The sequence below is a fragment of the Pseudomonas sp. 8(2025) genome, assembly GCF_052665325.1.
On sequence record NZ_JBQOIE010000004.1, the window covers coordinates 254,051 to 278,129 of the forward strand.

Genomic DNA, 24,079 nt, shown 5'->3' on the forward strand with positions numbered 1-24,079 from the left:
AACCTTTTTCCCCTCGAACAAGAGACCCCCATGGCCAACCAAGACCTGAGCTTCACCCCCGACCCGGACGCCGATTCCATTTCCTCCGACGTGGTCGGTTTCAACGGCATCCTGGTCTCCACCCAGATCCCTACCCGCGCCGACGGCAGCCTGGAACTGGGGGACATCACCCTGCAGAGCGAATGCACGCTGCAGGCGCTGAAAGTGGCCCTGGAGCGCGCCGGCAGTTCCATGGACCGGGTCATGCACCTGACCATCTACCTCACCGACATGGCCGATCGTGCGGCATTCAATGCGGTCTACCAGCGTTTCTTCGCCAAGCCCTGGCCGGTACGTGCCGCGGTTGGCGTGGCCGCCCTGGCGGTGGAAGGCATGCGCGTGGAAGTCACGGCAATGGCCGCAAAGGCCTGAGGCAGCGCTTCAATCGGCGGCTACGCGCAAGGCGTGGCCGCCACCTGGCAGCACACGGGTGCCGGGCAAGCGTTTCGCCGCTACAATGCGCGCCTTGACCCTGATAAGCCTGACTAAAAAAACATGTCCTTGCCCAAACATCACCTGGAACTGCTCAGCCCTGCCCGCGATGTGAGCATCGCCCGCGAAGCCATCCTGCATGGCGCCGATGCGGTGTACATCGGCGGCCCGAGCTTCGGCGCCCGCCACAACGCCAGCAACGAGGTGGGCGAGATCGCCCAGTTGGTGGAGTTCGCCCGCCGCTATCACGCCCGGGTGTTCACCACCCTCAACACCATCCTCCACGACAACGAGCTGGAACCGGCGCGCAAGCTGATCCACCAGCTGTATGACGCGGGGGTCGATGCGCTGATCGTCCAGGACCTGGGAGTGATGGAGCTGGATATTCCGCCCATCGAGCTGCACGCCAGCACCCAGACCGACATCCGCACCCTGGAGCGGGCGAAGTTCCTCGACCAGGCCGGTTTCTCCCAGCTGGTCCTGGCCCGCGAGCTGAACCTCAAGGAAATCAGTGCCATCGCCGCCGAAACCGATGCCGCCATCGAGTTCTTCATTCACGGCGCTTTGTGCGTGGCCTTCTCCGGCCAATGCAACATTTCCCACGCCCAGACCGGCCGCAGCGCCAACCGTGGCGACTGCTCCCAGGCCTGCCGCCTGCCCTACACCCTCAAGGACGAGCACGGCGGCGTGATCGCCTATGAAAAGCACCTGCTGTCGATGAAGGACAACAACCAGAGCGCCAACATCCGCGCCCTGGTCGAAGCCGGCGTGCGCTCGTTCAAGATCGAGGGGCGCTACAAGGACATGGCCTATGTGAAGAACATCACGGCCTACTACCGCCAGCGCCTGGACGCGGTTCTGGAAGATCGCCCCGACCTGGCCCGCGCCTCCAGCGGCCGTACCGCGCATTTCTTCGTGCCCGACCCGGACAAGACGTTCCACCGCGGCAGCACCGACTACTTTGTCAGCGAGCGCAAGATCGACATCGGCGCCTTCGACTCGCCGACTTTCACCGGGCTGCCGGTAGGCACCGTGGAAAAGGTCGGCAAGCGCGACCTGCAGGTGGTGACCTTCGAGCCGTTGTCCAATGGCGATGGCCTGAACCTGCTGGTCAAGCGTGAGGTGGTGGGTTTCCGCGCCAACATCGCCGAGGCCCGTGGCGAGTTCGAAGAAGATGGCGAGAAACGCTACCGCTATCGGGTCGAACCCAACGAGATGCCCGAAGCCCTGAGCCGTCTGCGGCCCAACCACCCGCTGAGCCGCAACCTCGACCACAACTGGCAGCAAGCCTTGACCCGCACTTCCGCCGAGCGGCGCATCGGCCTGTCCTGGCTGGCACGCCTGAGCGAAGCACGGCTGGAACTGACCGCCACCAGCGAGGAAGGCATCAGCGCCAGCGTCGCCCTGGATGGCCCGTTCGGCGTGGCCAACAAGCCGGAACAGGCCCTGGGGCAACTGCAGGATCTGCTGGGCCAGCTGGGCACCACCCATTACCACGCCACCAGCATCAAGCTGGACGCGCCCCAGGCTTACTTCATCCCCAACTCCCAGCTCAAGGCCCTGCGCCGGGAGGTCATCGAAGCCCTGGACGCCGCACGCATCGCTGCCCACCCACGGGGCTCGCGCAAGGCCGAAAGCAGCCCGCCGCCGGTCTACCCGGAATCGCACCTGTCATTCCTGGCCAACGTCTACAACCAGAAGGCCCGGGATTTCTACCACCGTCACGGGGTGCAACTGATCGACGCGGCCTTCGAGGCCCATGAAGAGCACGGCGACGTGCCGGTGATGATCACCAAGCACTGCCTGCGCTTCTCCTTCAACCTGTGCCCCAAGCAGGCCAAGGGCGTGACCGGCGTGCGCACCAAGGTGGCACCGATGCAACTGGTACACGGCGATGAAGTGCTGACCCTGAAATTCGACTGCAAGCCGTGCGAAATGCATGTGGTGGGCAAGATCAAGGGTCATATCCTCGACCTGCCGCTACCGGGCAGCGCCGCCGAGGCCGTGGTCGGCCATATCAGCCCCGAAGACCTGCTCAAGACCATTCCCCGCGCTCCGCACTGAGTGACCGGCGAGCGTGGCACCCAGGTGCCGCGTTCGCGTGCGCGGCACACCGGCCAGCTGGCGCCCATAGGCCGGTAGCGTTGCGTCCCGCAGCGCAGGCAGCGAGCCTGCGCCCTCAGGAGCCCGGATTGGTCACCTGGATATACACCGCCCAAATCCCCAGCAGCAGCCAGAACGCCGCGAACAACCAGGGCGAACGCATGGAAAACAGCAACGACTTGCGATAGCCCTTGTGGCTCGACTCGCTTTCGCAGAACAGCGGCGATTCGTCATAGGCCAGGCCCATCACCGGTTCGCTGTGCAGCAGGTGACTCTGCTTGAAATGCCAGTGATCGATGATCTCGTAGGCGGCCCTGATGCCAGGCCAGGCATTGAGAGAGCTGAGGATCCCCAGCAACGCCAGGAAAGGCGGCACGGACAGGGTAAACAGCTTGCCCCATTCCGGATTGAGGTTGGCCATGCACGAAGCGAAGGCGATTACCAGGAATGCCTGGGCCGTCAGGTAGGCATCGGTGCGGTTGGCCAGGATGCTGGTTTCGTATTGGATCTCCCGGCGATAGAAGTCCAGCCGTTCCTTGGGCGAGCCGAACATCTTGGCGTTGTGCTCGGTGAGCTCGGCTTCGTCCACATGGGATGTAAGAATTCTTGGCATGTCGTGATCAACCCTTCAGCGGGTTTGCCCCCCGTTTTCAGCTTTTGCCGCGCTCGGCCGGCGCGTCCCGGTTCAGGGCCTTGGGGCCGACCATCAGCCAGAGCAACAGCCCCAGCAGCGGCACGAAGATGATCACCACGATCCACAGCCCCTTGTTTTCTGCCCGCGCACCGCTGCGCAGCAGGCTTCTGATGGCCCAGATCTCGGCCAGCAGCACGATCACGGCCAGTACGATCAACAGGTATTGCACTTGCATAAGATTCCTCCCGGTCTGTACTGCCTTAGTGCGGTGCAGGCGACGAGGGTTCACAAAGATTGCCGTGGGCGTTCATGGCGCAGGAAAGATCAGCGTCCTGTGACATCCGGATTGAATTTAACCGCTGTGGCAGCGGTCTATAACGCGCCTCTTCATCGGCAAACAGGTATAGTTGCCGGCTTTATCGGCCTGGCTAACGCCGAAGTTTCGGGCCCCTTGGCCCCGTCAAGACATAGTGGATGTCGCGTGTTCGCAAGATTGCTTTTCATCGCATTGCTCCTGACCCTGTCAGCCTGCAGCTCCAGCCCTTCCAACTCCGGCCCCCTCAAGGCCGGCGAGTACCGGGTCAAGCGCGGCGACACGCTGTATTCCATTGCCAGCCGCAACGGCACCAACTGGAAGGAGGTGGCGCGGCTCAACGGCCTCAAGGCGCCTTATACCGTGGAGGTCGGCCAGGTGCTGCGGGTAGGCGGCGCGGCCAGGACCACCCGGGTGGTCAGCAGCAAGTCGCGAACCACCGCCAGCAAGGGCCGAACAGCGCCCCCGGCCCCTGCCCCCATGCCCAAGGTCACTCTCAAGGGCTGGAGCTGGCCGTTGCGCGGAGTGCTGATCGGGCGCTTCTCCCCCACCGGCAAGCTCAACCAGGGCATCCGCATCGCCACCACCCAGGGCCAGCCGATCCACGCCACCCTGGGCGGCAAGGTGGCGTTCGCCGGCTACATGCGCGGTTACGGCAACCTGATGATTCTCCAGCACGGCCCCTCCTACACCAGCACCTACGCCTACAACAGCCGGCTGCTGGTCAAGGAAGGGCAGATGGTGATCAAGGGCCAGAAGATCGCCGAAGCCGGTTCCCAGGACACCGACCGCGCCCAGCTTTACTTCGAGATCCGCGCCAACGGCGTGCCGGTGGATCCGCTGCGCTTGCTGCCGCCGGGCTGAGCGGGCGGCTCACCGCGCTGCACGTCTGCCCTCCTGCCTGGCCCCTGCGCCGTCCCCCCCATTGGACGCAGCAAGATGAACTCTGGGGTTTCAAGCATGGTAGTGATCGGCTCAATCGCTATCATTTGCTTCAGGATTTGAGCGACGCCGGTACTGCCGGCGCCACTCGATTCACAAAGCCCGAGAGCCCCTGCAACCCCCTTGAGTGACTGCCTGCGCGACAACGTGCCTGTCACTGCGCTGTAGGGCGCCGGTGCTCTCTTCGCCCCTTCCAACAACCTCAACTGCCATGCCCCCACAGTCATTGGCCTGGATAAGTCATGTCCGCGAATCCGCACGCCTGCAATAAAGCTCCATCGCGGCTGCTCCTGCTGTTTCTGGCGCTGTCATTGATGGTGTCCCTGATCAACAGCAGCGTGCCGACGCCGCTCTACCCCTTCTACAAGCAGCAACTGCAATTGAGCTCGGTGCAGTTGACGCTGATCTTCGGCGTCTATGGCGTCGGTGTACTGCTGTCGCTGCTGACCCTGGGCGGGCTTGCCGGCCGCCTGCAAGATCTGCGCAAGTTGCTGGTGCCCGCGGCAGCCCTGGTGTTCTGCGGTGCCTGGTTGTTTTCCCGGGGCGAGGCGCCCTGGCAACTGGGTGCCGGGCGCCTGATTGCCGGTATCGGCTCGGGAGCCATGACCGCCGGAGTCAACGTCGCGCTGGTGCGCTTCGGCCCCGCCGACCACGGCAAGCTGGCGGCGCTGCTGGCCACCCTGGCGATGGTCATGGGCCTGGCCCTGGGCCCGTTGCTCAGCGGTGCCGCCCTGCAACTGGACCTCTACCCCATGGCACTGCCCTTCTGGCTGATCATGGGCCTGACCCTCGTCGCCACCTGCGGCGTACTGGGCGGCTGGCCCACATCGGTACAGGTCGCCAACGCCACACCGGATGCTATGCAGGCCAAGGCCCCGGGATTGCTGCAAAGCCTCAAGGGCATTGGCATGCCCTTCCATCTTTGCGCCTGGTCGGTGTTCTTCAGTTGGTCGTTTGCCGCCTGCGTGTTCGTCATCGGCCCCGGGGCCGCCGAGCAGCTACTGGGCCTGGGTGATCGCGGGGTATTCGGCTACAGCATTTCGGCTTACCTGCTGATCGCCGGGGCCAGCCAGTTGTTCTGCCAGCGCCTGGACGCCCGGCGTGCCCTTCTGAGCGGCCTGCTGAGCCAATGCCTGGCCTTCGCGGTGTTGCTACTGGCCTTTTTCCAGGCGTCGCTGCTGCTGGCGGTGCCGGCCCTGATCATCGGCGGCTATGCCTATGGCGCGATATTCGTCGGCAGCGCGCGGCTGATCAATCAGCTGGCCAAGGGCAAGGGCCACGGCAAGCTCATCGCCTACTTCTACATGACGGTCTACCTGTTCAACGCCGTCCCCGTGCCCCTGGGGCTGCTGGTGGACGCAACGGGCATGGCCCCGGCCGTGCACGGTGCCCTGATGCTGTTTCTGCTTCTGGGGACCGGTCTGTTGCTGATGGCGTACCGAATCAGGTTTTCCCCAGCAAGGCTTTAACACCGACGCACGAGCCCATCGTCCGTCGCCCCCTGTCATTCACTTATCAGTAGTCAGGATCATGAATAGAAAACTCAAATTCTCCGCTGGCGCTGCCGTAGCGCTGGCAATGCTCGCGGTCGCCTGCAAGGTGCTGTATGCCCCCGCTCCCTCAGGTTCGGACGCCGGCAATAGCTCGCGCCCGGCCACCAAAGTGGCCGTTGCCCAGGTAATGCTCGGCAATGTGCCCAACGTACTGAGCGGTATCGGCGAGCTGGAAGCCACCCGGCAAGTCATGGTCAGCGCCGAGACCAGCGGCCTGATCAGCGCCATCGCCTTCGCCCCCGGAGACCGGGTGCACGCCGGCCAGGTGCTGGTGCAATTGAACGCCGAGCCGCAACTGGGCGAACTGGCGCGGCTCCAGGCCCAGGCCAGCAATGCCCAGGCACAATTGCAGCGTACCCGCACGCTGCTGCCGCAACAGGCCGCCACCCAGGAGCAGTTGGACCAGGCTCACTGGGCCTATCAGCAGGTGCTGGGGGACATCCGCCGGGTCAAGGCCCTGATCGAGCAAAAGCGCATAAAGGCGCCGTTCGACGGCGTACTCGGCGTGCGCAAGGTCAACCTCGGCCAATACCTGCAAGCCGGTGAACCTGTGGTGTCCCTGACCGACGCACGCACCCTGTACGCCAACATCACCCTGCCCGAGCGCTCCCTGGCCGCACTGGCCACAGGGCAGGACATGGCCGTGGCGGTGGACGCCTATCCCCAGCGCTCGTTCAAGGGCCGGGTCGGCACCCTGGAGCCGCGCATCGATCCTGGCACCCGGACCGTACTGGTGCAGGCCGTAGTGGCCAACCCCGACCACCTGCTGACCCCGGGCATGTATGTCCATGGCCAGGTGGCACTGCCGCCGGGCCCGCCGCGCATGAGTGTCCCGGAAACAGCCGTCAGCTACAGCGCCTACGGCGACTTTGTCTACGTGGTGCAAGGCACTGATGACAGCGCCCTCAGCGTGCGCCAGGCGTACGTCAAGACCGGCGAGCGCCTGGATGGCCGCGTCGTCCTGCAAGAAGGCGTCCAGCCGGGAGACCGGGTAGTGACCTCGGGCCAGTTGCGCCTGCAGAACGGCGCCCCCGTGCAGATAGCCAACCAGGACAGCCTGGCCCTCGATGCCCCGGCTACCGCCGCCCGGGCCCAGTGAAACACCAAGGATCCCATCATGACCTTCACTGATTTATTCGTCCGGCGCCCGGTACTGGCGCTGGTGGTCAGCACCCTGATTCTGCTGATGGGGTGGCTGGCCATCGACAAGCTGCCGATCCGCCAGTACCCGCTGACCGAAAGCTCGACCCTGACCATCACCACCCAGTATCCCGGCGCCTCGCCGCAATTGATGCAGGGCTTTGTCACCCAGGCCATCGCCCAGTCGGTGGCCACGGTGGAGGACGTCGACTACATGACCTCCACCTCGACCCAAGGCCGCAGCGTGATCGCAGTGCGCATGAAGCTCAATGCCGACTCGAACAAGGCCATGACCCAGGTGATGGCCAAGGTCAACGAGGTCAAGTACCGGCTGCCCGCCGAGGCCTACGACCCGGTGATCGTGAAGTCCTCCGGGGAAGCCACGGCCGTGGCCTATGTCGGCTTTTCCAGCCCGACCCTGTCCACCGCGGCGCTGTCCGACTACGTGACCCGGGTGGTGCAGCCACAGCTGTCGTCCATCGAGGGTGTGGGCAGCATCGACTTAAACGGCGGGCAGAAAATGGCCATGCGCATCTGGCTCGACGCCAGCCGCCTGGCCGCCCACGGTGTGTCCGCCGGCGAGGTGGCCCGGGCCCTGCGCGACAACAACGTGCAGGCCGCGCCGGGCCAGGCCAAGGGGCTGTATGTGGTGTCCGACATCCAGGTCGATACCGACCTGGTGAACGTCGCCGAGTTTCGCCAGTTGGTGGTCAAGAGCACCCCTGCCGGCCTGGTGCGCCTGGAAGACGTTGCCACGGTGGAACTGGGCGCGGCCGCGACGGATACCAGTGCCCTCATGGATGGGGTCAATGCGGTGTACTTCGGTTTGAATGCCGCCCCCAATGCCAACCCTTTGGTGATAGTCGACAAGCTCAACGAGCTGCTGCCGGGGATCCGCGCCAATCTGCCACCGGACGTGAAGGTAGCGGTGCCCTTCGAGCTGGCCCGCTTCATCAGCGCCTCCATCGATGAAGTCTCCGGTACCCTGATCGAAGCGATAGTGATCGTGGTGCTGGTCATCTTCCTCAGCCTGGGTTCGGTGCGGGCGGTGCTCATCCCGGTCATCACCATCCCGCTGTCGATGCTCGGCGCCGCGGCCTTCATGGCGCTATTTGGCTTCAGTATCAACTTGCTGACCCTGCTGGCCATGGTTCTGGCCATCGGCCTGGTGGTCGATGACGCGATCATCGTGGTGGAGAACGTCCACCGGCATATCGAAGAAGGCAAGTCCCCGGCCCTCGCCGCCCTGATCGGCGCCCGGGAGGTCGCCGCGCCGGTGATCGCCATGACCCTGACCCTGGCCGCGGTCTATGCCCCCATCGGCCTGATGGGCGGCCTTACCGGGTCGCTGTTCAAGGAGTTCGCCTTCACCCTCGCCGGTTCCGTGGTGGTCTCCGGGATCATCGCCTTGACGCTGTCCCCGGTCATGAGCTCGTTCCTGCTCGATAGCCAGATGAACGAAGGCTGGATGGCGCGCCAGGCCGAACGCGGCTTCGCACGCCTGGGGGCGGCCTATGGCCGGGTGCTGAGCATGTCCCTGGAATATCGCCGGGTGATCTGCGTCATTGCCCTGCTGGTCCTGGTCAGCGTGCCGTTGCTGTACAACCAGGCCCGGCGCGAACTGGCACCGGTGGAAGACCAGTCCACGGTGCTGACGGCCATCAAGTCGCCGCAGAACGCCAACATCGACTATGTAGAGAAATTCGGCGAGAAGTGGAACCAGGTGATGGTGACCCTGCCCGAGCAGAGCAACCTGTGGCTGATCAACGGCATCAACGGTGTCTCCAACAGTATTGGCGGGGTCAACTTCGTCGACTGGGAGCAACGCCAGCGCAACGCCGACCAGATCCAGGTGGACATGCAGAATCGCGCCAATGACATCGAGGGCAGCAATGTCTTCGCCTTCCAGTTGCCCTCGCTGCCCGGCTCCACCGGCGGCCTGCCGGTGCAGATGGTAATCAAGAGTGCCGGCGACTACCGGCTGGTCTACGAGGCCATGCAGGAGCTGAAGGACGCCGCGCGCAAAAGCGGCCTATTCATGGTGGTGGACAGCGACCTGGACTACAACAACTCGGTGATCAGGATCCGCATCGACCGGGCCAAGGCCAACAGCCTCGGGGTCACCATGAAGGACATCGGCGACACCCTGGCGGTGCTGGTGGGCGAAAACTACGTCAACCGCTTCGGCATGCAGGGCCGCTCCTACGATGTAATCCCCCAGAGCCTGCGCAATGAGCGCCTGTCTCCCGAGGCCCTGGCGCGTTTCTACGTCACCAGCGCCAGCGGCGGCCAGGTTCCGCTGGGCAATCTGGTAACCCTGTCCACCGGGGTGGAACCCAACCAGTTGACTCAGTTCGACCAGCTCAACTCGGCGGTCTTCCAGGCGATTCCCGCACCGGGAGTGGCCATGGGCGATGCCGTGGGCTTCCTCGAACAGCAGGCACGCAACCTGCCGCCGGGCTTCACCTATGACTGGCTCTCGGACGCCCGCCAGTATCAGCAGGAAGGGGGGGCGCTGATCATGGCCTTCGTGTTCGCGATCATCGTCATCTACCTGGTATTGGCAGCCCAATACGAAAGCCTGCGGGACCCGCTGATCATCCTGATCAGTGTTCCGCTGTCGATCTTCGGCGCCCTGATTCCCCTGGCGCTGGGGCTGTCCACCATCAACATCTACACCCAGATCGGGCTGGTCACCTTGGTGGGCCTGATCAGCAAGCATGGGATCCTCATGGTGGAGTTCGCCAATGAGCTGCAGGTCAAGGAAGGCCTGGACCGCCATGAGGCGATAGTGAAGTCGGCGAAGATGCGCCTGCGGCCGATCCTGATGACCACCGCGGCCATGGTCGCCGGGCTGGTCCCCCTGCTGTTCGCCAGCGGTGCTGGCGCCCACAGCCGCCATGACCTGGGGCTGGTGATTGTGGTGGGCATGCTGGTGGGCACGCTGTTCACCCTGCTGGTGCTGCCCACCATGTACTCGATCATTGCCGTGGACCATCGCAGCGCGGCTAACACTCCCCGGGCGCGCGAACTGGCATCCCTGGATGCCGCAGCCCCCGCCATGGCCCCTCGGGTCTAAGGAGCAACTCATGCGTCACTTTGCAATCAACCCGCGGCAGCCACTGTACTGGCTGCTGCTGTCACTGGGGCTGGGTGGCTGCACCCTGGGCCCCGATTATCAGCCACAGGTTGCGACGCCGCTGCATCTGTCCCAGCAACCGGACCCGGCGCTGTACTCCAGCGAGCAATTGCAGCGCGACTGGTGGCGGCAATTCCAGGACCCGCAACTGGACCAGTTGATGGACCAGGCCCTGAGTCGCAACCGGGACATTCACCAGGCCCAGGCCCGGTTGCTGGAAGCGCGCGCCGAGCTGGACCAGCGCCAGCTCGACCGCTTGCCGACCGTGACCGCCGGCGGTGGTTACTCCCGCAGCCTGGCCCAGGACAATCCAGGGCCCGCCGGCGAACGCAACCTGGCCAAGAGCTACCGGGCGGGGTTTGACGCCCAATGGGAGATAGACCTGTTCGGCCGCTTGCAGCGCCTGTCCCAAGCTGCGGCCGCCCGTGATCAAGCCGCCGTGGCCGATCTGGCCCAGGCGCGGATAGTGGTAGCGGCCGAAGTAGCGCGCAATTACTTCGAGATGCGCGGTGCGCAACGCCAGCTGGAGGTGGCCCGGGCAGCCCTGGATAACCAGACGCACATGGAGCAGGTGGTGGCCGCCATGGTCGCAGCCGGGCGTGGCGCCGAAGACGAGTTGGCCAGTGCACGGGCCGAGCGGGCACGCCAGCAGGCCTCCCTGGCGCCCCTGTACACCCGCAGCCAACTGGCCCGCTATCGCCTGGCGGTGCTGGTGGCCGCCCAGCCCGGCGAGCTGAAAGCCCTGGATCGTCAGGATGCCCTGGTACCGCTTGCGACCCGCCTGCCGATCGGCAACCTCGCCGATCTGCTGCGTCAGCGCCCGGACATCGCCAGTGCCGAGCGCGACTTTGCCGCCTCCAGCGCCGACATCGGTGCGGTGACCGCCGAGTTGTATCCCCGGGTGGACCTGGGGGGCTTCCTCGGCTTCGTGGCCATCCGCGGCGCGGACCTGGGCGCCGGCAGCAGCCGGGCCTTCAGCTTCACCCCCGGCATCAGCTGGCCGGCCCTGCACCTGGCTAGTGTCAAGGCCCGGCAACGCCAGGCCGAGGCGCGCAGCCAAGGTGCCCAGGCTCGTTACGAGCAGGTGGTGCTGCTGGCGGTGGCGGAAGCCGAGAGCGCCCTGACCACCTACAGCCAGTCCCAGCAACGCCTGGGGGATCTGCTGGAAGCCGCCCGGCAAAGTAGCCGGGCCGCCACCCTGGCCCAGGTGCGCTACACAGCAGGTGCGGCGCCCTACCTGCTGGCGCTGCAGGCCCAGGCCAGCCGGCTGCAGGCCGAGGATGCCCTGGCCCAGGCGGATACCGCGTCCTATGTGAATGTGGTGGCGCTGTACAAGGCGCTGGGGGGCGGCTGGCGAGCGCCAGAGACAACCAGCGCCGCCGCTGTTGCCACTCGGGACTAGCTACCGCTCTTGACCTTGCTCCAGACCCGGGTACGCACCCGCTCCAGTTTCAACGGCAGCGGTTCCAGAGGGAACAGAGTGTCGAGCACCGCAGCGCTCGGGTAGACGCTGGGGTTGTCACGGATCTGCTGCTCCACCAGCGCCTTGGCCGCCAGGTTGCCATTGGGGTACTTCAGGTAGCGGGTGGTCGCGGCGATCACCTGGGGGCGCAGCATGTAGTCGATGAACTGCAAGCCCTGCTGCGGGTTGGGTGCGTCGTTGAGCAACACCAGGCTCTCCACCCAGATCGGGGCACCCTCGCGGGGAATCCGGTACTCGATCTGGCGGCCGTTGCCGGCGGCCTCCGATGCGCTCTTGGCGTCAAGCACACCGCCGGCCCAGCCCACTACCACGCAGATATTGCCATTGGCCAGGTCGGTGATGAACTTCGAGGAATCGAAGTAGCGCACATAGGGGCGCAGCTTCAGCAGCAGGGCCTCGGCCTTGCGGTAGTCCTCGGGGTTCTGGCTGTTGTAGGGCAACCCCAGGTAATGCAGGGCAATGGGGACGATCTCGCCTGGGGCATCGAGCATGGCCACACCGCACTGGCTGAGCCGGGCGAGGTTCTGCTCCTTGAAGATCAGGTCCCAGGAATCCACCGGGGCGTCCGGCCCGAGGATCGCCCGGACCTTGTCTGCGTCGTAGCCAATGCCCGTGGTGCCCCACAGGTAGGGTACGGCATAGCGATTGCCCGGGTCGTTGCCCTGCACCTTGGCCAGGATCTGCGGGTCCAGGTTGGACCAGTTGGGCAACTGGCTGCGGTCCAGTTCCTTGAGCACCCCTGCCTTGATCAGGTTCGGCAGCAGGTCGCCGGTGGCCACTACCACGTCGTAGCCGCTGCGGCCGGCCATGAGCTTGCTCTGCATCACGTCACCGTTGTCGAACACGTCATAGGTCACGGCGACGGAGGTCTGTGCCTGGAAGTCCTTGGTGGTCTCGGGGGCAATGAAGTCGTACCAGTTGTAGATGTGCACCTTGGGTTCGGCGCTGGCGGTAAAGGCCAGGCAGAAATTCAAGGCCAGGGCCAGGGGAACGCAGTGAAGGGTTTTCATCGTCAAGCTCCATAGCGTCGGCCCCTGCTCCATGGGGAAGGTGGCCGCGCCTGCTGTTTTTGGGATTGTTGTGGCAGGAATCAGAGCAATGGGCAGGAATCAGGGAATCAGCAGCTCGCGGCGCCCGTCCGGGTGCTCCACCTGTTCACCGGGTAGGGGCAGACGGCGGTCGCTGAGGTAGTGGTAGTCGCGGCGCGAGGCCTTGAGCTGGTGCAGGTCGAGGCTCACGCGCTGCTGGCACGCCTCGCGCCCGGCTTCCCACAGCACCTGCCCGAACGGGTCGATGGCAGCGCTGCCCCCGGCGAAGACCAGGCCGTCATCGCCCTCGCCCACTCGATTGACCATGACCGCGAACAGCTGATTTTCCTGGGCTCGAGCCATGATCGCGGTGCGGTGCACCGGGCCATAGGGGTCCATGTTGCCGTTGGTGACGATGATCAGTTCGGCCCCCAGTTGTGCCAGGGCCCGGGCCGTTTCCGGCAACTCGATGTCGTAGCAGATCAGGATGCCGACCCGCAGCCCCTTCCACAGCACCGTGGTGAACCGGTCGCCGGGGCAGAACGCACCGCGCTCCGAGGGCCATAGGTGGGTCTTGCGGTAATGCAAGGCGATGCCCTCGGGGGTCAGCAGCAGTGAGCTGTTGTAGTAATGCTCCCCGGCCCGCTCGGCCAGGCCGATGACCACCGCGACCTGACGCTCACGGACCTGCTGCAGCACCGCCTGGACACTGGGCCCGTCCAGGGTTTCAGCGCACTCGGCCAACTGCACGGCGCTGAGGAAGCCGGTCAGGCAAGTTTCGGGGAACACCAGCAGATCGGTGTCGCCAGCGCAGGTTGCAATGGCTTCGAGCACCCGGTCCAGGTTATAAGCGGTGTCGCCGTCACGGCCGGCCAGTTGTACCAGTTCAATGTTCATTTCTAATCCTTGCACTCGTTGGCGACGCCCGGGGCTTGCGACCGCGGTGCCGGGGACGGGCCGAGTATGGAGCGCCGCGACGCGGCAAAAAATCACTTCGATGGGGTACCCCTCAATGGGTAGTGAAACGCGCCTGACCTTGCAGGACGTGGCCTGGCACGACGCCGTGGGCCGCGTTATCGAGACCCTGGACCGGGACAATTTCTGGAGCGCCCTGGTGCGCCTGCTGCAGCACTATGTGCCGGTGGACAATTGGGTGGTGCTGGTCTTCAGCGGCGGCCGGCCCCGGTTACTGGCCGAATCCCCGGCAACGGACGGCGAAGCCGACTCCCTGTTCCAGGACTATCTCAAGGGGCTGTACCTGCTGGATCCGTTCTACATCCACGCCAGGGAACATCCGCGCAGTGGCCTGTTTCGCCTGCAGGACGTGGCCCCGGAATGCTTCGAGCAGACCGATTACTACCAGCGCTATTTCTGCCTGAACGTGCTGACCGACGAGGTGCACATCAACATCCTGCTGGACGGCGAGCGTACCCTCAGCCTGTCGCTCGGCAGCCAGTCGCGCTTCAGCCCTGAGCAGACTGCCCTGCTGAGCCTGGTGCAACCCTGGATCGCGGCGCTGATGCGCCAGCGCCTGCATTTCGAGTCCGAGCCCCAAGCCACGACGCCCAGCGCGCCCAACTGGCAGAGTCGCCTGGAACAGGCCACTGCCCAGTTGAGTTCGCCCCTTTCGGCGCGGGAGTTGGATGTGGGCCAGTGGTTGCTCAGTGGCTGCTCGAACAAGGAGATTGCGCGCAAGCTGGGGATTTCCGCCGAGACGGTCAAGGTTCACCGCAAGCACATGTACAGCAAGCTGGGGATCAAGTCCCAGTCCGAGCTGTTTGCCCTGTTCCTCCAGGCCCAGGACGCCTGATGCCAGGCCGTGGGGGCGCAGCGGCCAGCGCCCCGCCCCCCGCAGTTTCAGGCATTAGAAGCGCAGGTAGTTACCTCGCCCCGGCGCCTGGTAGGCCATTTCCGAGAGCCCGGTCCAGACGTAGCTCGGAGCTGTCCACTGGACCTGTGCGTAGCCGTAGGAGCCATGGCCATAGGCCGAAAGCACGGCAGGAGCTGGCTTGAGCGCCACGCTGGAGACGGGAGTCGCCGCTGCGCCGGACTGGCGTGGAGGCTCGGCATGACCGCCCCCCAGTACCCCTTGATTGCGCTGGCTGCCGACCCAGTTGGTGAGCCTGCCGCGACTGGTGATGGTGCCGCTGGCAGTGTTGTCCAGGCGGCTGCCCAGGAGCGTCAGGGAGGCGCCACTGTGAATCACCTTGTCGTTGAACAGCGTGCTGTTGTTGAGGGTCATGGACTGCTCGCTGCGCATGGTGCCGTGATTCTCCAGGGCGCCGTAGGCAGTCAGCGAAGCGCCGCTGTGAATCAGATTGTCGTTGAATACCTTGCTGGCGTTGAGAGTCATCGCCTGCCCGCTGCGCAGGGTGCCATGGTTTTCCAGGGCGCCTTGCAGCGACAGGCTGCCGTGCGCCACGAGCGACCCCTGTCGACCCTGAAGCGTATCGCCGTTGATCGAGACCCGGGCACCCGAAACCTGGCCCTGGTTGTCCAGGCCGCCGGTGATCGACAGTGCCTGCCCGGCTTCCAGGGCCCCACCAGCGGCCACCTGCACCTTGCCATCAGCGGTGACAGTGAGGTTGCCGGTCAGGGCCTTGACCTGCCCCGCCACATTGACCCCGACACCGGCGGATCGGCCCAGCATGCGGATCGAGTCCGCGTGCATGCTGCCCAGGCGTGCCACATCGATGGCGACCTCGGGAACAACCGTCTCAGCCACCACCTCTGGCACTGAAACGCCAGCCGCCGGCACTGGCGGGCCGGAAACCACCTGGGTGTTGCCCTTGCCGAACTGGCTGCTGTTGAAGGGTTTGTCGGCAAAGTCGGAACCCGATTGCACCTGTCCATTGATGATGATCTGGTTGCCGGTAAAGCCCTGCTCCTTACCGTTGATGATCACCCCCACCGCGGACTGTCCAGCGCTGCCGGAGCTGGCCAGGGACAAGGTGTTGCTGGCACTCACATCGCCCTTGAGTGCGGACAGGTTGAGCTTCTGCGCCTGCAGCGCCGCATTCAACTGAATGGTACGGGCTACCAGGTCCACTTCATTGGCCCCGGAACCATCCAGGCCCGCGCCGTCGATACGGATCTGGCCATTCTCGGTATGCAGGCGCGCAACTCCACCCTGCCCGTCCAGCACAGCGTTGCCGGCCACCAGGGTCACTCGATTGGCATTGATGAACCCCGCGCCCTGGGTGGAAATGCCGTTGGGGTTGGCCACGATCACCCGCGCATTGGCACCGGCGACTTCAATCACGCCGTTGAGCTGGGAGGCCATTTTCCCGGTTACCTCGTTGAGAATAACGCTTGCCGACTGGCCATTGAGCAGGCTGTTGCCGGCTATGGCGCCGCCCAGGCTGGTCTGCACACCCGTGGTGCTGTTGTTGAGGATCAGCCCGGCCTGGCCGACGTTGAACTCGGTGAACTTGTTGTGGGACAGGCCCGCACCATTGGCAGCGACGATGTTCACCAGCGGCGTGCCGTTGCTGGTCGAGAGCACCGGTCGCAGCACCGCGGACGGGTCCACCACCAGCCCGGGCTGGGCCAGGGCGCTCTGCTCCAGGAGCGGCAGTGCCAGCAGGATGGCCAGCGCCAGGCGCTGTGCCCCGAAAGCGGGCTGTGGCAGGTGCGGGGTAGATTTATTCTTGGTTTTCATATTGATCTCGGTGGTGTTGTTGGCATAAGGCGTGCGCTTGAATCGGCGGGCACGCGGGTAACAGGTTCGGCGGTGGTGGCACCTCCTGGTTCAGGGCTGGAAGACAGGCCGCTTGGCGAAACGCTATGGCCTAGAAGCGGCTACGCAACGAGAAATCCAGGGTGGGAGTACGGCTGTTGAGGTCGTCGGGCTTTTTCAACGGCAGGCCCAGGGCAATGTCGTAGCTCAGGGCGCTGAAGCTGCCGCGCAGGCCGACGGCGCTACCGATCAGGGTGCGCTCCCCTGACCGCAGGCTGGCGCTGGGCACTACCTGGCCGGCATCCAGGGCCGTGTAGAACTGGCTGCCCCAGCCTGCCGCCACGGCCAGCTCGTTGCGCCAGGTCCAGCCACCCGGGCTGGCCAGGGTGCTGTTGCCATCGAAGCCGCGCACCGTGTAGCGGCCACCGATCTGCAGATACTCGGTGGGCGGCACCGGCACCGGCGCGTACTGCACGAACAAACCGCTCTGGTAGCCCAGCACGCTGGCGCCCACGCCAAGGGCGCCGGCCACTGCGGCCTTGCCGGTGAAGATCCGGTAACGACCGTTCCAGTACTGCTCCTCGTAGACCGCCCCCGGCGCTGCGCTCATCCCGGGCAGGCTGCCGCGCAGGCCGAGTTCGAAATCCAGGGTGCTGGCGTTGCATTTTTCCCGGTGGGCCATGCTCAGTTCATAGCCGGTGATGTCCCGGTAAAGCTGGCCCAACTCGGTGTTGCCGACCCAGGCCCGGTCCTGGCGACGCACCAACCGCCCCTGCAAGGTGCCCCGGCTGTGGGCCGAGCGGTAAGTCACCAGGCTGAGGCCGGCATCCAGACGTCGGGTCCTGGAGATGAACCCCAGGCGCTGGTCGGCGTCTTTGAACAGTTGCTGGCGGCTGCCCCACTCACTGGCGCCCAAGGACAGCGCGGTGTAGCCCAGAGGCAGGTTCCAGGCCAGGCTCCTCGACCAGGAACCCAGGCTGTGGTCGGCGAATGCGCTGTCCGAACTGGCGGTCAGCAGCAATTGGTCATACAGGGCCAGGGGCGAATCGATCGCCAGGATGGCCCCCAACTGATTGCGCCCGGTGGCGTCGATGCCGGCGTTGTCCAGGGTCAGCATGCCCATCACCCGGCGTACCTCCTCGGGTTGCCGGATGACGATATCGGTGCTGCCCAGGGCCGTCCCCGGAATCAGGTCAAAGGCACTCAGGGCCTGCCCCGGCAGGCGCCGCAGGTTTTCCAGGGCCTGGTCCAGGTCGCGCACATTCAACAGTTGGCCCTGGCCGGCGGGAAACAACGGCCGGGCCCAACCGATACCCTGGGGTTGCTGTTCAATAGTGCCGATCCGCCCGGCGATCACTTGGATCAGCAGGCGTCCGCCGGCCAGGTCCTGGGCCGGAATGGCGACTTGAGTCGTAAGGTAGCCACGCAGTATCAGTTGCTCCGCCAGCCAATGGCGCAGCAAGCCCAGGCCGTTGCCGCCGACGCACTGGCCAATGATCGGCGAGGTAGCGGTCATCCAGGTAAAGGCCTCGGCGCCCTGCCACTGCACCGAGCGGATCAGCACACAGGGCGACTCGGCCGGCAGGCGCAGCGAGCTGCCGGCCACCGGGACCTGTTCGGCAAGCATGTCCACCGGTTCCAAGGCCTGGGCCTGCAAGGCTTCCAGTTGCTGGTCCTGATGCCGCGAGCCATTGCCCAGCGAGCCCAGAGCCGGCGCGCCCAGGCCCTGTTCCAGAGGGGCAAGCAGCACCAGGGCGATCAGGCCGCGCAAGGGCCAGGGGCCTTTCCATCTCGACAACTGAGGTCTCTCCGCAGGATGACAATGCAGCCCCGTCCGATAAGGGTTGGAGGCATGTCAGGGCAATTGCGGCGAAGTCTAAGAGTGGATGTTGCGGCCCCGGAATAAGAGTGGGAGACAGCGACTCAAGGAATAATCGTCAAGACTGTGCAGATAAATCGAGCATCCGGTGCACAGTCTCAACCCCGTGTGCCTGCTCCTGTCACTGGCCCCGTGGTCGCCAGCCGACCTGTTCCAGGGCAGCCAGCAAGCGTTCGGGCGTGAGCGCACGGGCCTGGCTGCCACAGCCCGACAGATCGCGAGCGGCCAGCATGGCGTTGAGAATGGCCTCTTCCACCGCATCGGCTGCCGCCACGAACAGCGCTGAAATGTAATCGTTGTTGACCATCTGCAAGGCGCTGGTCGGGGCACCGGGGTGGCCGTGATTGGCCACCGGCAGGTTGCGATTGCCCACCGAAAACGCCAGGAAGATGTCTCCGCTGGAATCCTCGGTGCCTCCCCCGACCCGCGCCAGGCCGATGCTGGCCCTCTGCGCCAGGCGCGTGCACTGGTGTGGCAGCAGGGGCGCATCGGTGGCGATGGTGATCACGATCGAACCCATGCCGGCCTCACCGACCGGAGTCGGGCCCTTGAACGGTGACGCCACGTCCCCCAGTACCGTGCCCACCGGGTAGCCGGCCACCCGCAACGCTTCGCGCACTCCATAGTTGGCCTGTACCAGGACGCCCACGGTCCAGCCACCCTGCTCCTGGCTCAGGACCCGCGAAGAAGTGCCGATACCGCCCTTGAATTCGTGGCAGATCATGCCGGTGCCTCCTCCGACGTTGCCCTCCGCCACCGGCCCGGAACTGGCCTGGCTCAGGGCCGCGTGGAGGTGTTCGGCCGTCACGTGCTGGCCCCAGATATCGCTGAGCACGCCGTCGTAGGTTTCCAGCACCACCGGCATGCACCAGTAAGTATGTTGCCTGGCCATTTCTCGCTCGGCCGCCACCAGGGCGTCACGCACCACGCCAACGCTATGGGTGTTGGTGTAGGCAATGGGTGTGGCCAGCAAGCCGGCCTCGCGGATCCACTCCAGGCCCGTGGCATCGCCGTTGCCATTGAGCACATGGACCCCGGCGAAGCACGGCTCCAGGTGGGCCGAACCGGCCCGCGGCTCGATCACTGTGACGCCGGTATGGATCGACGCATCGGCGGTTTCCAGGTTGAGGGTGTGATGGCCGACACGCACCCCCGGCACATCGGTAATAGCGTTGTAGATGCCGGGGGTACCGGTGCCGAGGGTGATGCCAAGGTCGCGTATACGCATGGTTGCGGTCTCCACTATCGAACAATCAAGGGGTCGAAGTGTAAGAATCCGCACAACCGCTGACGATTACCCCGTTGCATTACCCCCGGCGGGTTAGCCGCTCAGAGCTGGCTGATCAGCCGCTCGACCCGTTCGATGAATCGCTGCAACTGGCCCTCATCCAGCCTGGCACCATGGCCGCCCACCGAGGCTTCAAGGCTGGCGCAAACCAGGATCAGGCTCTTGGCCTTGCCCACTGCCAGGGCACCGCGAATGCGGTGCAACTGATCCATCAGCTGCACCTTGTCGCCCCCTGCCAGCGCGGCCTTGAGCGCCTCCAGGTCCTGGCCGATGGTGAGCTGGAACAGCTCCAGCATGCGCTCGGGCACGCGCAACGGATCGTCCTGGGGTAGGCCCGTTGCCTGGACCGCGTCGGCAACCACGTGCTGCAACGGGATCTCGATGGCCGCCTTGAGACACAAGTAAAGCCCCTGGATATCAATCGGCTTGGTCAGCCAGTTGTTCATCCCGACGCGGATGCAGTGCTCCCCCTCCTCGCGCAAGGCGTTGGCAGTGACACCGATGATCGGCGTGTCCAGGTTGCGTTCGCGCACGCTCTGGGCGAAGGCATAGCCGTCCATGAGCGGCATGTTGACGTCGGTGAGGATCAGGTCGTAGGCCTGCTGGTCAAGCAGGTGCAAGCCTTCGATGCCATTGCTGGCCACATCCACCAGGCAGCCGATGGTTTCCAGCTGTTCCTTCATCAGCAACTGGTTCACCGGACTGTCCTCGGCCAGCAGCACGCTCAGGCCCAGCGGTTGTCTGCTCGCTACACCGGGCGTGGTGTCGGGCTCGCACACCTCCCCCGTCAGCGCCATGTTCAAGGCCTGGAGGATGGCCGGCAGGCTGTGCTGATTGACCAGGATGTCCTTACCTATGACCTGAGGCTGAAGATTGAAATCGTGCTGGGCAAAGACCTTGGTTCCGGCCCAATCCAGGCCGGCCAGGGCTTCAGGCATCACCTCCAGCATGACATCGGGCATGTCGCCCAGAGCCTCGGGCTGGGTCGACACCCGCGCCCCGTGCTGCTGCAACCAGGCGCCGAGGCTGGCGCTCAGATCGGCGAACGGGGTACGCAGGTGTACGCGCTTGCCCTGCAGGCGCAGGTCCACCGGGGCGGCCTCCTCGGACTCCGCCAGTTCAAGGTCGAGGGCGAAGCTGAATGTGCTGCCCTGGCCCTCTTCGCTGCTGAAACTCAGGTGCCCCCCCAGCATCTGGCTGAGGCTGGCGCAGATCGGCAGGCCCAGTCCGGTACCGCGTATGTTCGGCTGCCGGTTGTCCCGCTGGTAGAAACGTTCGAACAGGCGCGCCTGCACCTCCTGGGGTATGCCCGGCCCGCTATCGGCCACCTGCCATTGCAAGCGAGCCCGGCCCGTTGCGCACTGCACCTGGCTCAGGCGCACCACCACCCGCCCGTGAGCGGTGAACTTGATGGCGTTGCTGATCAGGTTACCGACGATCTGCCGGATGCGCAGGCTGTCCCCCAGGACCTCCACCGGCAACGGCTGGCCGATGCAGGCGTACAGCACCAGGCCCTTGCTCGCGGCCATGGCCGAAAAGCCCCGCAGGGTTTCTTCCAGCAGCTCCCGGGGGTTGAACCTGACCGATTCAGGCACCATTTGCCCGGCCTCGATCTTGGACACATCCAGCACATCGCTGATCAGTTGCAGCAGCACCGTCGATGAACTGTCGATGGTGCGCAGGTAGGCGCGCTGACGCTCGCTCAGGTCAGTCATCGCCAACAGCTCCAGGGTCCCCAGGGCACCATACAAGGGTGTTCGGATCTCATGGCTGACGGTGGCGACGAAGTTGCTCTTCTGCTCGTTGGCGGCATCCGCCGCGTCCCGGGCCATGATCAGCGAGGCCGCGGCTTCGCGGTGCGACGTGATGTCGGTAAAGGTGCACAGCAGCACATCCTCACCCTGGTAGTCGGTGGGCGCAAAACGCACGTACAAGGAACGCGGGCCGACTTCCAGGCAGCCTTCTCCCGAAATCGGCCGGCCCTGGTCGAACATTTCCCAGTGCTGCATCAGCAAACGCAGGTCCGTGGCTTCTCCCAGCCAGGCTCCATACAAACTGTTATGCGTTACCGGCTGCAGCGTCGGCCCCCTGACCACACACAACGCCAGCGGTACGGTCTGCAGGATGGAGTGGTTGAAATCATGGGTAACCAGCAATTGCCGAAAATCGCTGCCGGCCGGTTCCACCACCCGCCGCCGATACCACTCGATCACTCCCCAGCCACCGAAGACGCACGTCAGCAGCAGCCCCAACAGGCTCAGCAGCGGCCAGAATCCGTTCTCCAGCAGGCTCTTGTAGCTGATCCGGTACAGCGCCTGCCAGGTGCCCTGGGTACCGGCGCTGCGCTTGATCAGCAGCCCCGATGCGCTCAGGTGCAAGCCGTTCTGATAGTCCCGGATATCACTGTCGGCAGCGCCCACCAGCAAGCGCCCGTCGGGGGCCAGCAGGTCGATGGACTCGAAGTCCGGCCGCTCATAGAACTGCCTGTCGATCCTCTCGCCGAAATCGTTGAGCTCACTCAGTTCCAGCAGGGTGGCTGCCACCACCTCACGTGGCGCACGCCCCGCCACCCGGTACTCGTCCGCCGTCTGATCGAGGACATAGGCCAGCAGGGCCTGGCGCCCGTTCATCATGAACGGCTCGGCGGGGCTCCAGCGCACGATCAGATCGCTGTTTTTCGGTGGGTCGCGGCGGATCGCCGCCTTGACCCGGCTCAGCACCGGCAACAGGTCGGGCTGCGTAGCGCCAACCTGCTGCGGCTGGGTTTCGATCCAGGGAATGGCGATGTCGAAGTGACGGTCCAGGTCGAACAGGAACATCTGTGGCGCGGTAAAGGACGAACCGATCCAGAAGTCGCTGTAGACATTGGCAAGGCCCCGGGCCAGCCCCAGTTGCCGGTTGATGACCCTGGGGCCCAGGCGGTCGGTGTGTTCGGGCAGGACCACGGACACCTTGGTCAGGTACTGCGACGCCAGGCCCTCGTAGATGCGCACATCACCCTTGGGCATTTCCGTGAAGATATAGCCCTGGTAGTCGGTCTCGGGCCGGTAGGTGCTGGAACCGCTGCTCTTGATGGCACGCAGCAAAAAGGTCTCATGGTCGTTGGCCCGGGCCACCAGGCGCAGGAAGTGGTAATTGACCTTGACCAGTTCACCTCGCATCACCTTGTAGGTCGCCCAGTAACCGGCACTCACGAAAAACACCAGTAGCAGGAAGGAAATCACCAGGGCGAGGTTCAATCGCAGCGACACACGCTCCAGGCGCTTGACCCTGGATTGTCTATAGACCATGGGAGGGTGAACCGGCGAAACCTGCTGTTTGTTGCATCTCATGCTCCCCAAAGGTCCTTCATCAACATCACCGCGCACCCGCGAGGGTCACGCACACTACCTGAACTTGTTGCCATTGTAGGAGCGGTCCTACATTTGTCATCGAAAACGCCGACTGACAGTCTGATCGAGCTACGCCAATGTGGGTAGACCGTATTGGATCGTCGAGCGCCATGAAAAACTCCTTCCTCAACCGCACCGCCTTGCTTGACCGCGCGCCTATGCCCGCGGCGCGGCGAGCGCAACACGGGACGCCCAGATCCGACGCCGGATCTTTCAGCCCTGTACCACTGGCCGCCCCCAGTGCCGATGAAGTGCTCCAGGGCCTCAAGCGCCACGAGTTCGTCGCCTATTACCAGCCCAAGCTGTCACTGCTCGATGGCAGGCTGGCCGGAGCCGAAGTCCTGGCGCGCTGGGACCACCCCGAGGCGGGGATACTGGCACCGGAGCATTTTCTGCCCGTGATGTGCCAGGCCGGCCTGGTGCACATGCTGTTTGCCCAGCTCTTCGAGCAGGGGCTGCAATTGCAGCAGATCCTCGCCGAACTGAGTGTGACCATGGAGCTGGCGTTCAACCTGGAGCCCCAGCAATTGAGCAACCCAGGGTTCAGCAAGGGTGTCAGCGATCTGTTGCGCGAGTACCGCTGCCCGGCCGAAGGCATCATGTTCGAACTGACCGAGACAGGCTCCATCCACTTGCCCGCCGTCAGCCTGAAGAACCTGCTGCAACTGCGGGTGCTGGGCTGCGGCTTGTCGATGGACGACTATGGTAGCGGCTTCTCTTCGCTGCAGCGGCTGTGCGACCTGCCGTTCAACCAGATCAAGCTGGACGCCTCGTTCGTGCGCAAGCTGGACTCCCATCCCACCTGCCGCAGCGTGGTGGAAAGTACTGTGCGACTGGCCGCCACCCTGGGCCTGTCACTGGTGGTCGAGGGAGTGGAGACACCAAGGCAGATGAAGCAGCTCAAGGCCCTGGGTTGCCCCGTCGTCCAAGGTTTCGCCATCGGCCGGCCGATGCCGGAGCAGCACCTGATCAACTACTGCCTGCACAACGCCCGCTCGCGACGTTCCATAGCCTCTGCCTGAGTTGCTTGCCCAT

Annotated in this window: 17 protein-coding genes; 9 read left to right on the forward strand and 8 right to left on the reverse strand. The window is 64.8% G+C overall.

Annotated elements, in window-relative coordinates:
• Positions 1-30: 30 nt before the first annotated feature.
• Complete coding sequence (locus tag ACUXVH_RS10775; protein WP_015635583.1) at positions 31-411, forward strand: RidA family protein; 381 nt, start codon at positions 31-33, stop codon at positions 409-411.
• A gap of 123 nt (positions 412-534) precedes the next feature.
• Complete coding sequence (locus ACUXVH_RS10780; protein WP_011061249.1) at positions 535-2,535, forward strand: peptidase U32 family protein; 2,001 nt, start codon at positions 535-537, stop codon at positions 2,533-2,535.
• A gap of 115 nt (positions 2,536-2,650) precedes the next feature.
• On the opposite strand, the gene ACUXVH_RS10785 is transcribed toward ACUXVH_RS10780, so the two are convergent.
• Together ACUXVH_RS10785 and ACUXVH_RS10790 are read right to left on the reverse strand one after the other, a co-directional pair.
• Positions 2,651-3,187 (reverse strand): hypothetical protein, encoded by a 537-nt coding sequence (locus ACUXVH_RS10785; RefSeq protein WP_011061248.1) that lies wholly within the window; start codon positions 3,185-3,187, stop codon positions 2,651-2,653.
• Positions 3,188-3,224: 37 nt separating this feature from the next.
• Entirely contained in the window at positions 3,225-3,443 is a 219-nt protein-coding gene (locus ACUXVH_RS10790) for a PLDc N-terminal domain-containing protein (RefSeq protein ID WP_065364042.1), read from the reverse strand.
• Positions 3,444-3,689: 246 nt separating this feature from the next.
• On the opposite strand from ACUXVH_RS10790, the gene ACUXVH_RS10795 reads away from it, so the two are divergent.
• The 5 genes from ACUXVH_RS10795 to ACUXVH_RS10815 all read left to right on the forward strand — a co-directional run bounded on the left by ACUXVH_RS10795 (position 3,690) and on the right by ACUXVH_RS10815 (position 11,697).
• On the forward strand, positions 3,690-4,385 hold the full coding sequence (locus tag ACUXVH_RS10795) for a peptidoglycan DD-metalloendopeptidase family protein (RefSeq protein WP_026020258.1): 696 nt from the start codon (positions 3,690-3,692) through the stop codon (positions 4,383-4,385).
• A gap of 320 nt (positions 4,386-4,705) precedes the next feature.
• Positions 4,706-5,932: an MFS transporter gene (locus ACUXVH_RS10800; RefSeq protein ID WP_065364040.1), complete on the forward strand. Its 1,227-nt coding sequence runs from the start codon at positions 4,706-4,708 to the stop codon at positions 5,930-5,932.
• Positions 5,933-5,993: 61 nt separating this feature from the next.
• Positions 5,994-7,115: an efflux RND transporter periplasmic adaptor subunit gene (locus ACUXVH_RS10805; RefSeq protein ID WP_065364039.1), complete on the forward strand. Its 1,122-nt coding sequence runs from the start codon at positions 5,994-5,996 to the stop codon at positions 7,113-7,115.
• An 18-nt stretch (positions 7,116-7,133) separates the two neighbouring features.
• Positions 7,134-10,235, forward strand: coding sequence for a MexW/MexI family multidrug efflux RND transporter permease subunit (locus ACUXVH_RS10810; RefSeq protein ID WP_065364038.1), 3,102 nt, complete (start codon positions 7,134-7,136; stop codon positions 10,233-10,235).
• A 10-nt stretch (positions 10,236-10,245) separates the two neighbouring features.
• Complete coding sequence (locus ACUXVH_RS10815) at positions 10,246-11,697, forward strand: efflux transporter outer membrane subunit (RefSeq protein WP_065364037.1); 1,452 nt, start codon at positions 10,246-10,248, stop codon at positions 11,695-11,697.
• On the opposite strand, the gene ACUXVH_RS10820 is transcribed toward ACUXVH_RS10815, so the two are convergent.
• Positions 11,694-12,788, reverse strand: coding sequence for a polyamine ABC transporter substrate-binding protein (locus ACUXVH_RS10820; protein WP_065364036.1), 1,095 nt, complete (start codon positions 12,786-12,788; stop codon positions 11,694-11,696). The genes ACUXVH_RS10815 and ACUXVH_RS10820 overlap by 4 nt on opposite strands.
• Before the next feature lie 99 nt (positions 12,789-12,887).
• Entirely contained in the window at positions 12,888-13,703 is an 816-nt protein-coding gene (locus tag ACUXVH_RS10825) for a carbon-nitrogen hydrolase family protein (protein ID WP_065364035.1), read from the reverse strand.
• A 115-nt stretch (positions 13,704-13,818) separates the two neighbouring features.
• Between ACUXVH_RS10825 and ACUXVH_RS10830 the strand changes: the two genes are divergently transcribed.
• Positions 13,819-14,616, forward strand: a complete 798-nt coding sequence (locus ACUXVH_RS10830; RefSeq protein WP_065364034.1) for a LuxR C-terminal-related transcriptional regulator — start codon at positions 13,819-13,821, stop codon at positions 14,614-14,616.
• Positions 14,617-14,670: 54 nt separating this feature from the next.
• On the opposite strand, the gene ACUXVH_RS10835 is transcribed toward ACUXVH_RS10830, so the two are convergent.
• From ACUXVH_RS10835 to ACUXVH_RS10850, 4 genes are all read right to left on the reverse strand, one after another.
• Positions 14,671-16,467: a filamentous hemagglutinin N-terminal domain-containing protein gene (locus ACUXVH_RS10835; protein ID WP_065364033.1), complete on the reverse strand. Its 1,797-nt coding sequence runs from the start codon at positions 16,465-16,467 to the stop codon at positions 14,671-14,673.
• Between the two features lie 130 nt (positions 16,468-16,597).
• Positions 16,598-18,283: a ShlB/FhaC/HecB family hemolysin secretion/activation protein gene (locus ACUXVH_RS10840; RefSeq protein ID WP_445494807.1), complete on the reverse strand. Its 1,686-nt coding sequence runs from the start codon at positions 18,281-18,283 to the stop codon at positions 16,598-16,600.
• Between the two features lie 202 nt (positions 18,284-18,485).
• Positions 18,486-19,592: a DmpA family aminopeptidase gene (locus ACUXVH_RS10845; protein WP_065364031.1), complete on the reverse strand. Its 1,107-nt coding sequence runs from the start codon at positions 19,590-19,592 to the stop codon at positions 18,486-18,488.
• A gap of 101 nt (positions 19,593-19,693) precedes the next feature.
• A complete protein-coding gene (locus ACUXVH_RS10850) occupies positions 19,694-22,942 on the reverse strand; it encodes an ATP-binding protein (protein ID WP_065364030.1) in 3,249 nt (1,082 codons plus the stop codon).
• A gap of 212 nt (positions 22,943-23,154) precedes the next feature.
• Here ACUXVH_RS10850 and ACUXVH_RS10855 point away from each other — a divergent pair, with 212 nt between their 5' ends.
• On the forward strand, positions 23,155-24,066 hold the full coding sequence (locus ACUXVH_RS10855) for an EAL domain-containing protein (RefSeq protein ID WP_176707100.1): 912 nt from the start codon (positions 23,155-23,157) through the stop codon (positions 24,064-24,066).
• Positions 24,067-24,079: the final 13 nt, after the last annotated feature.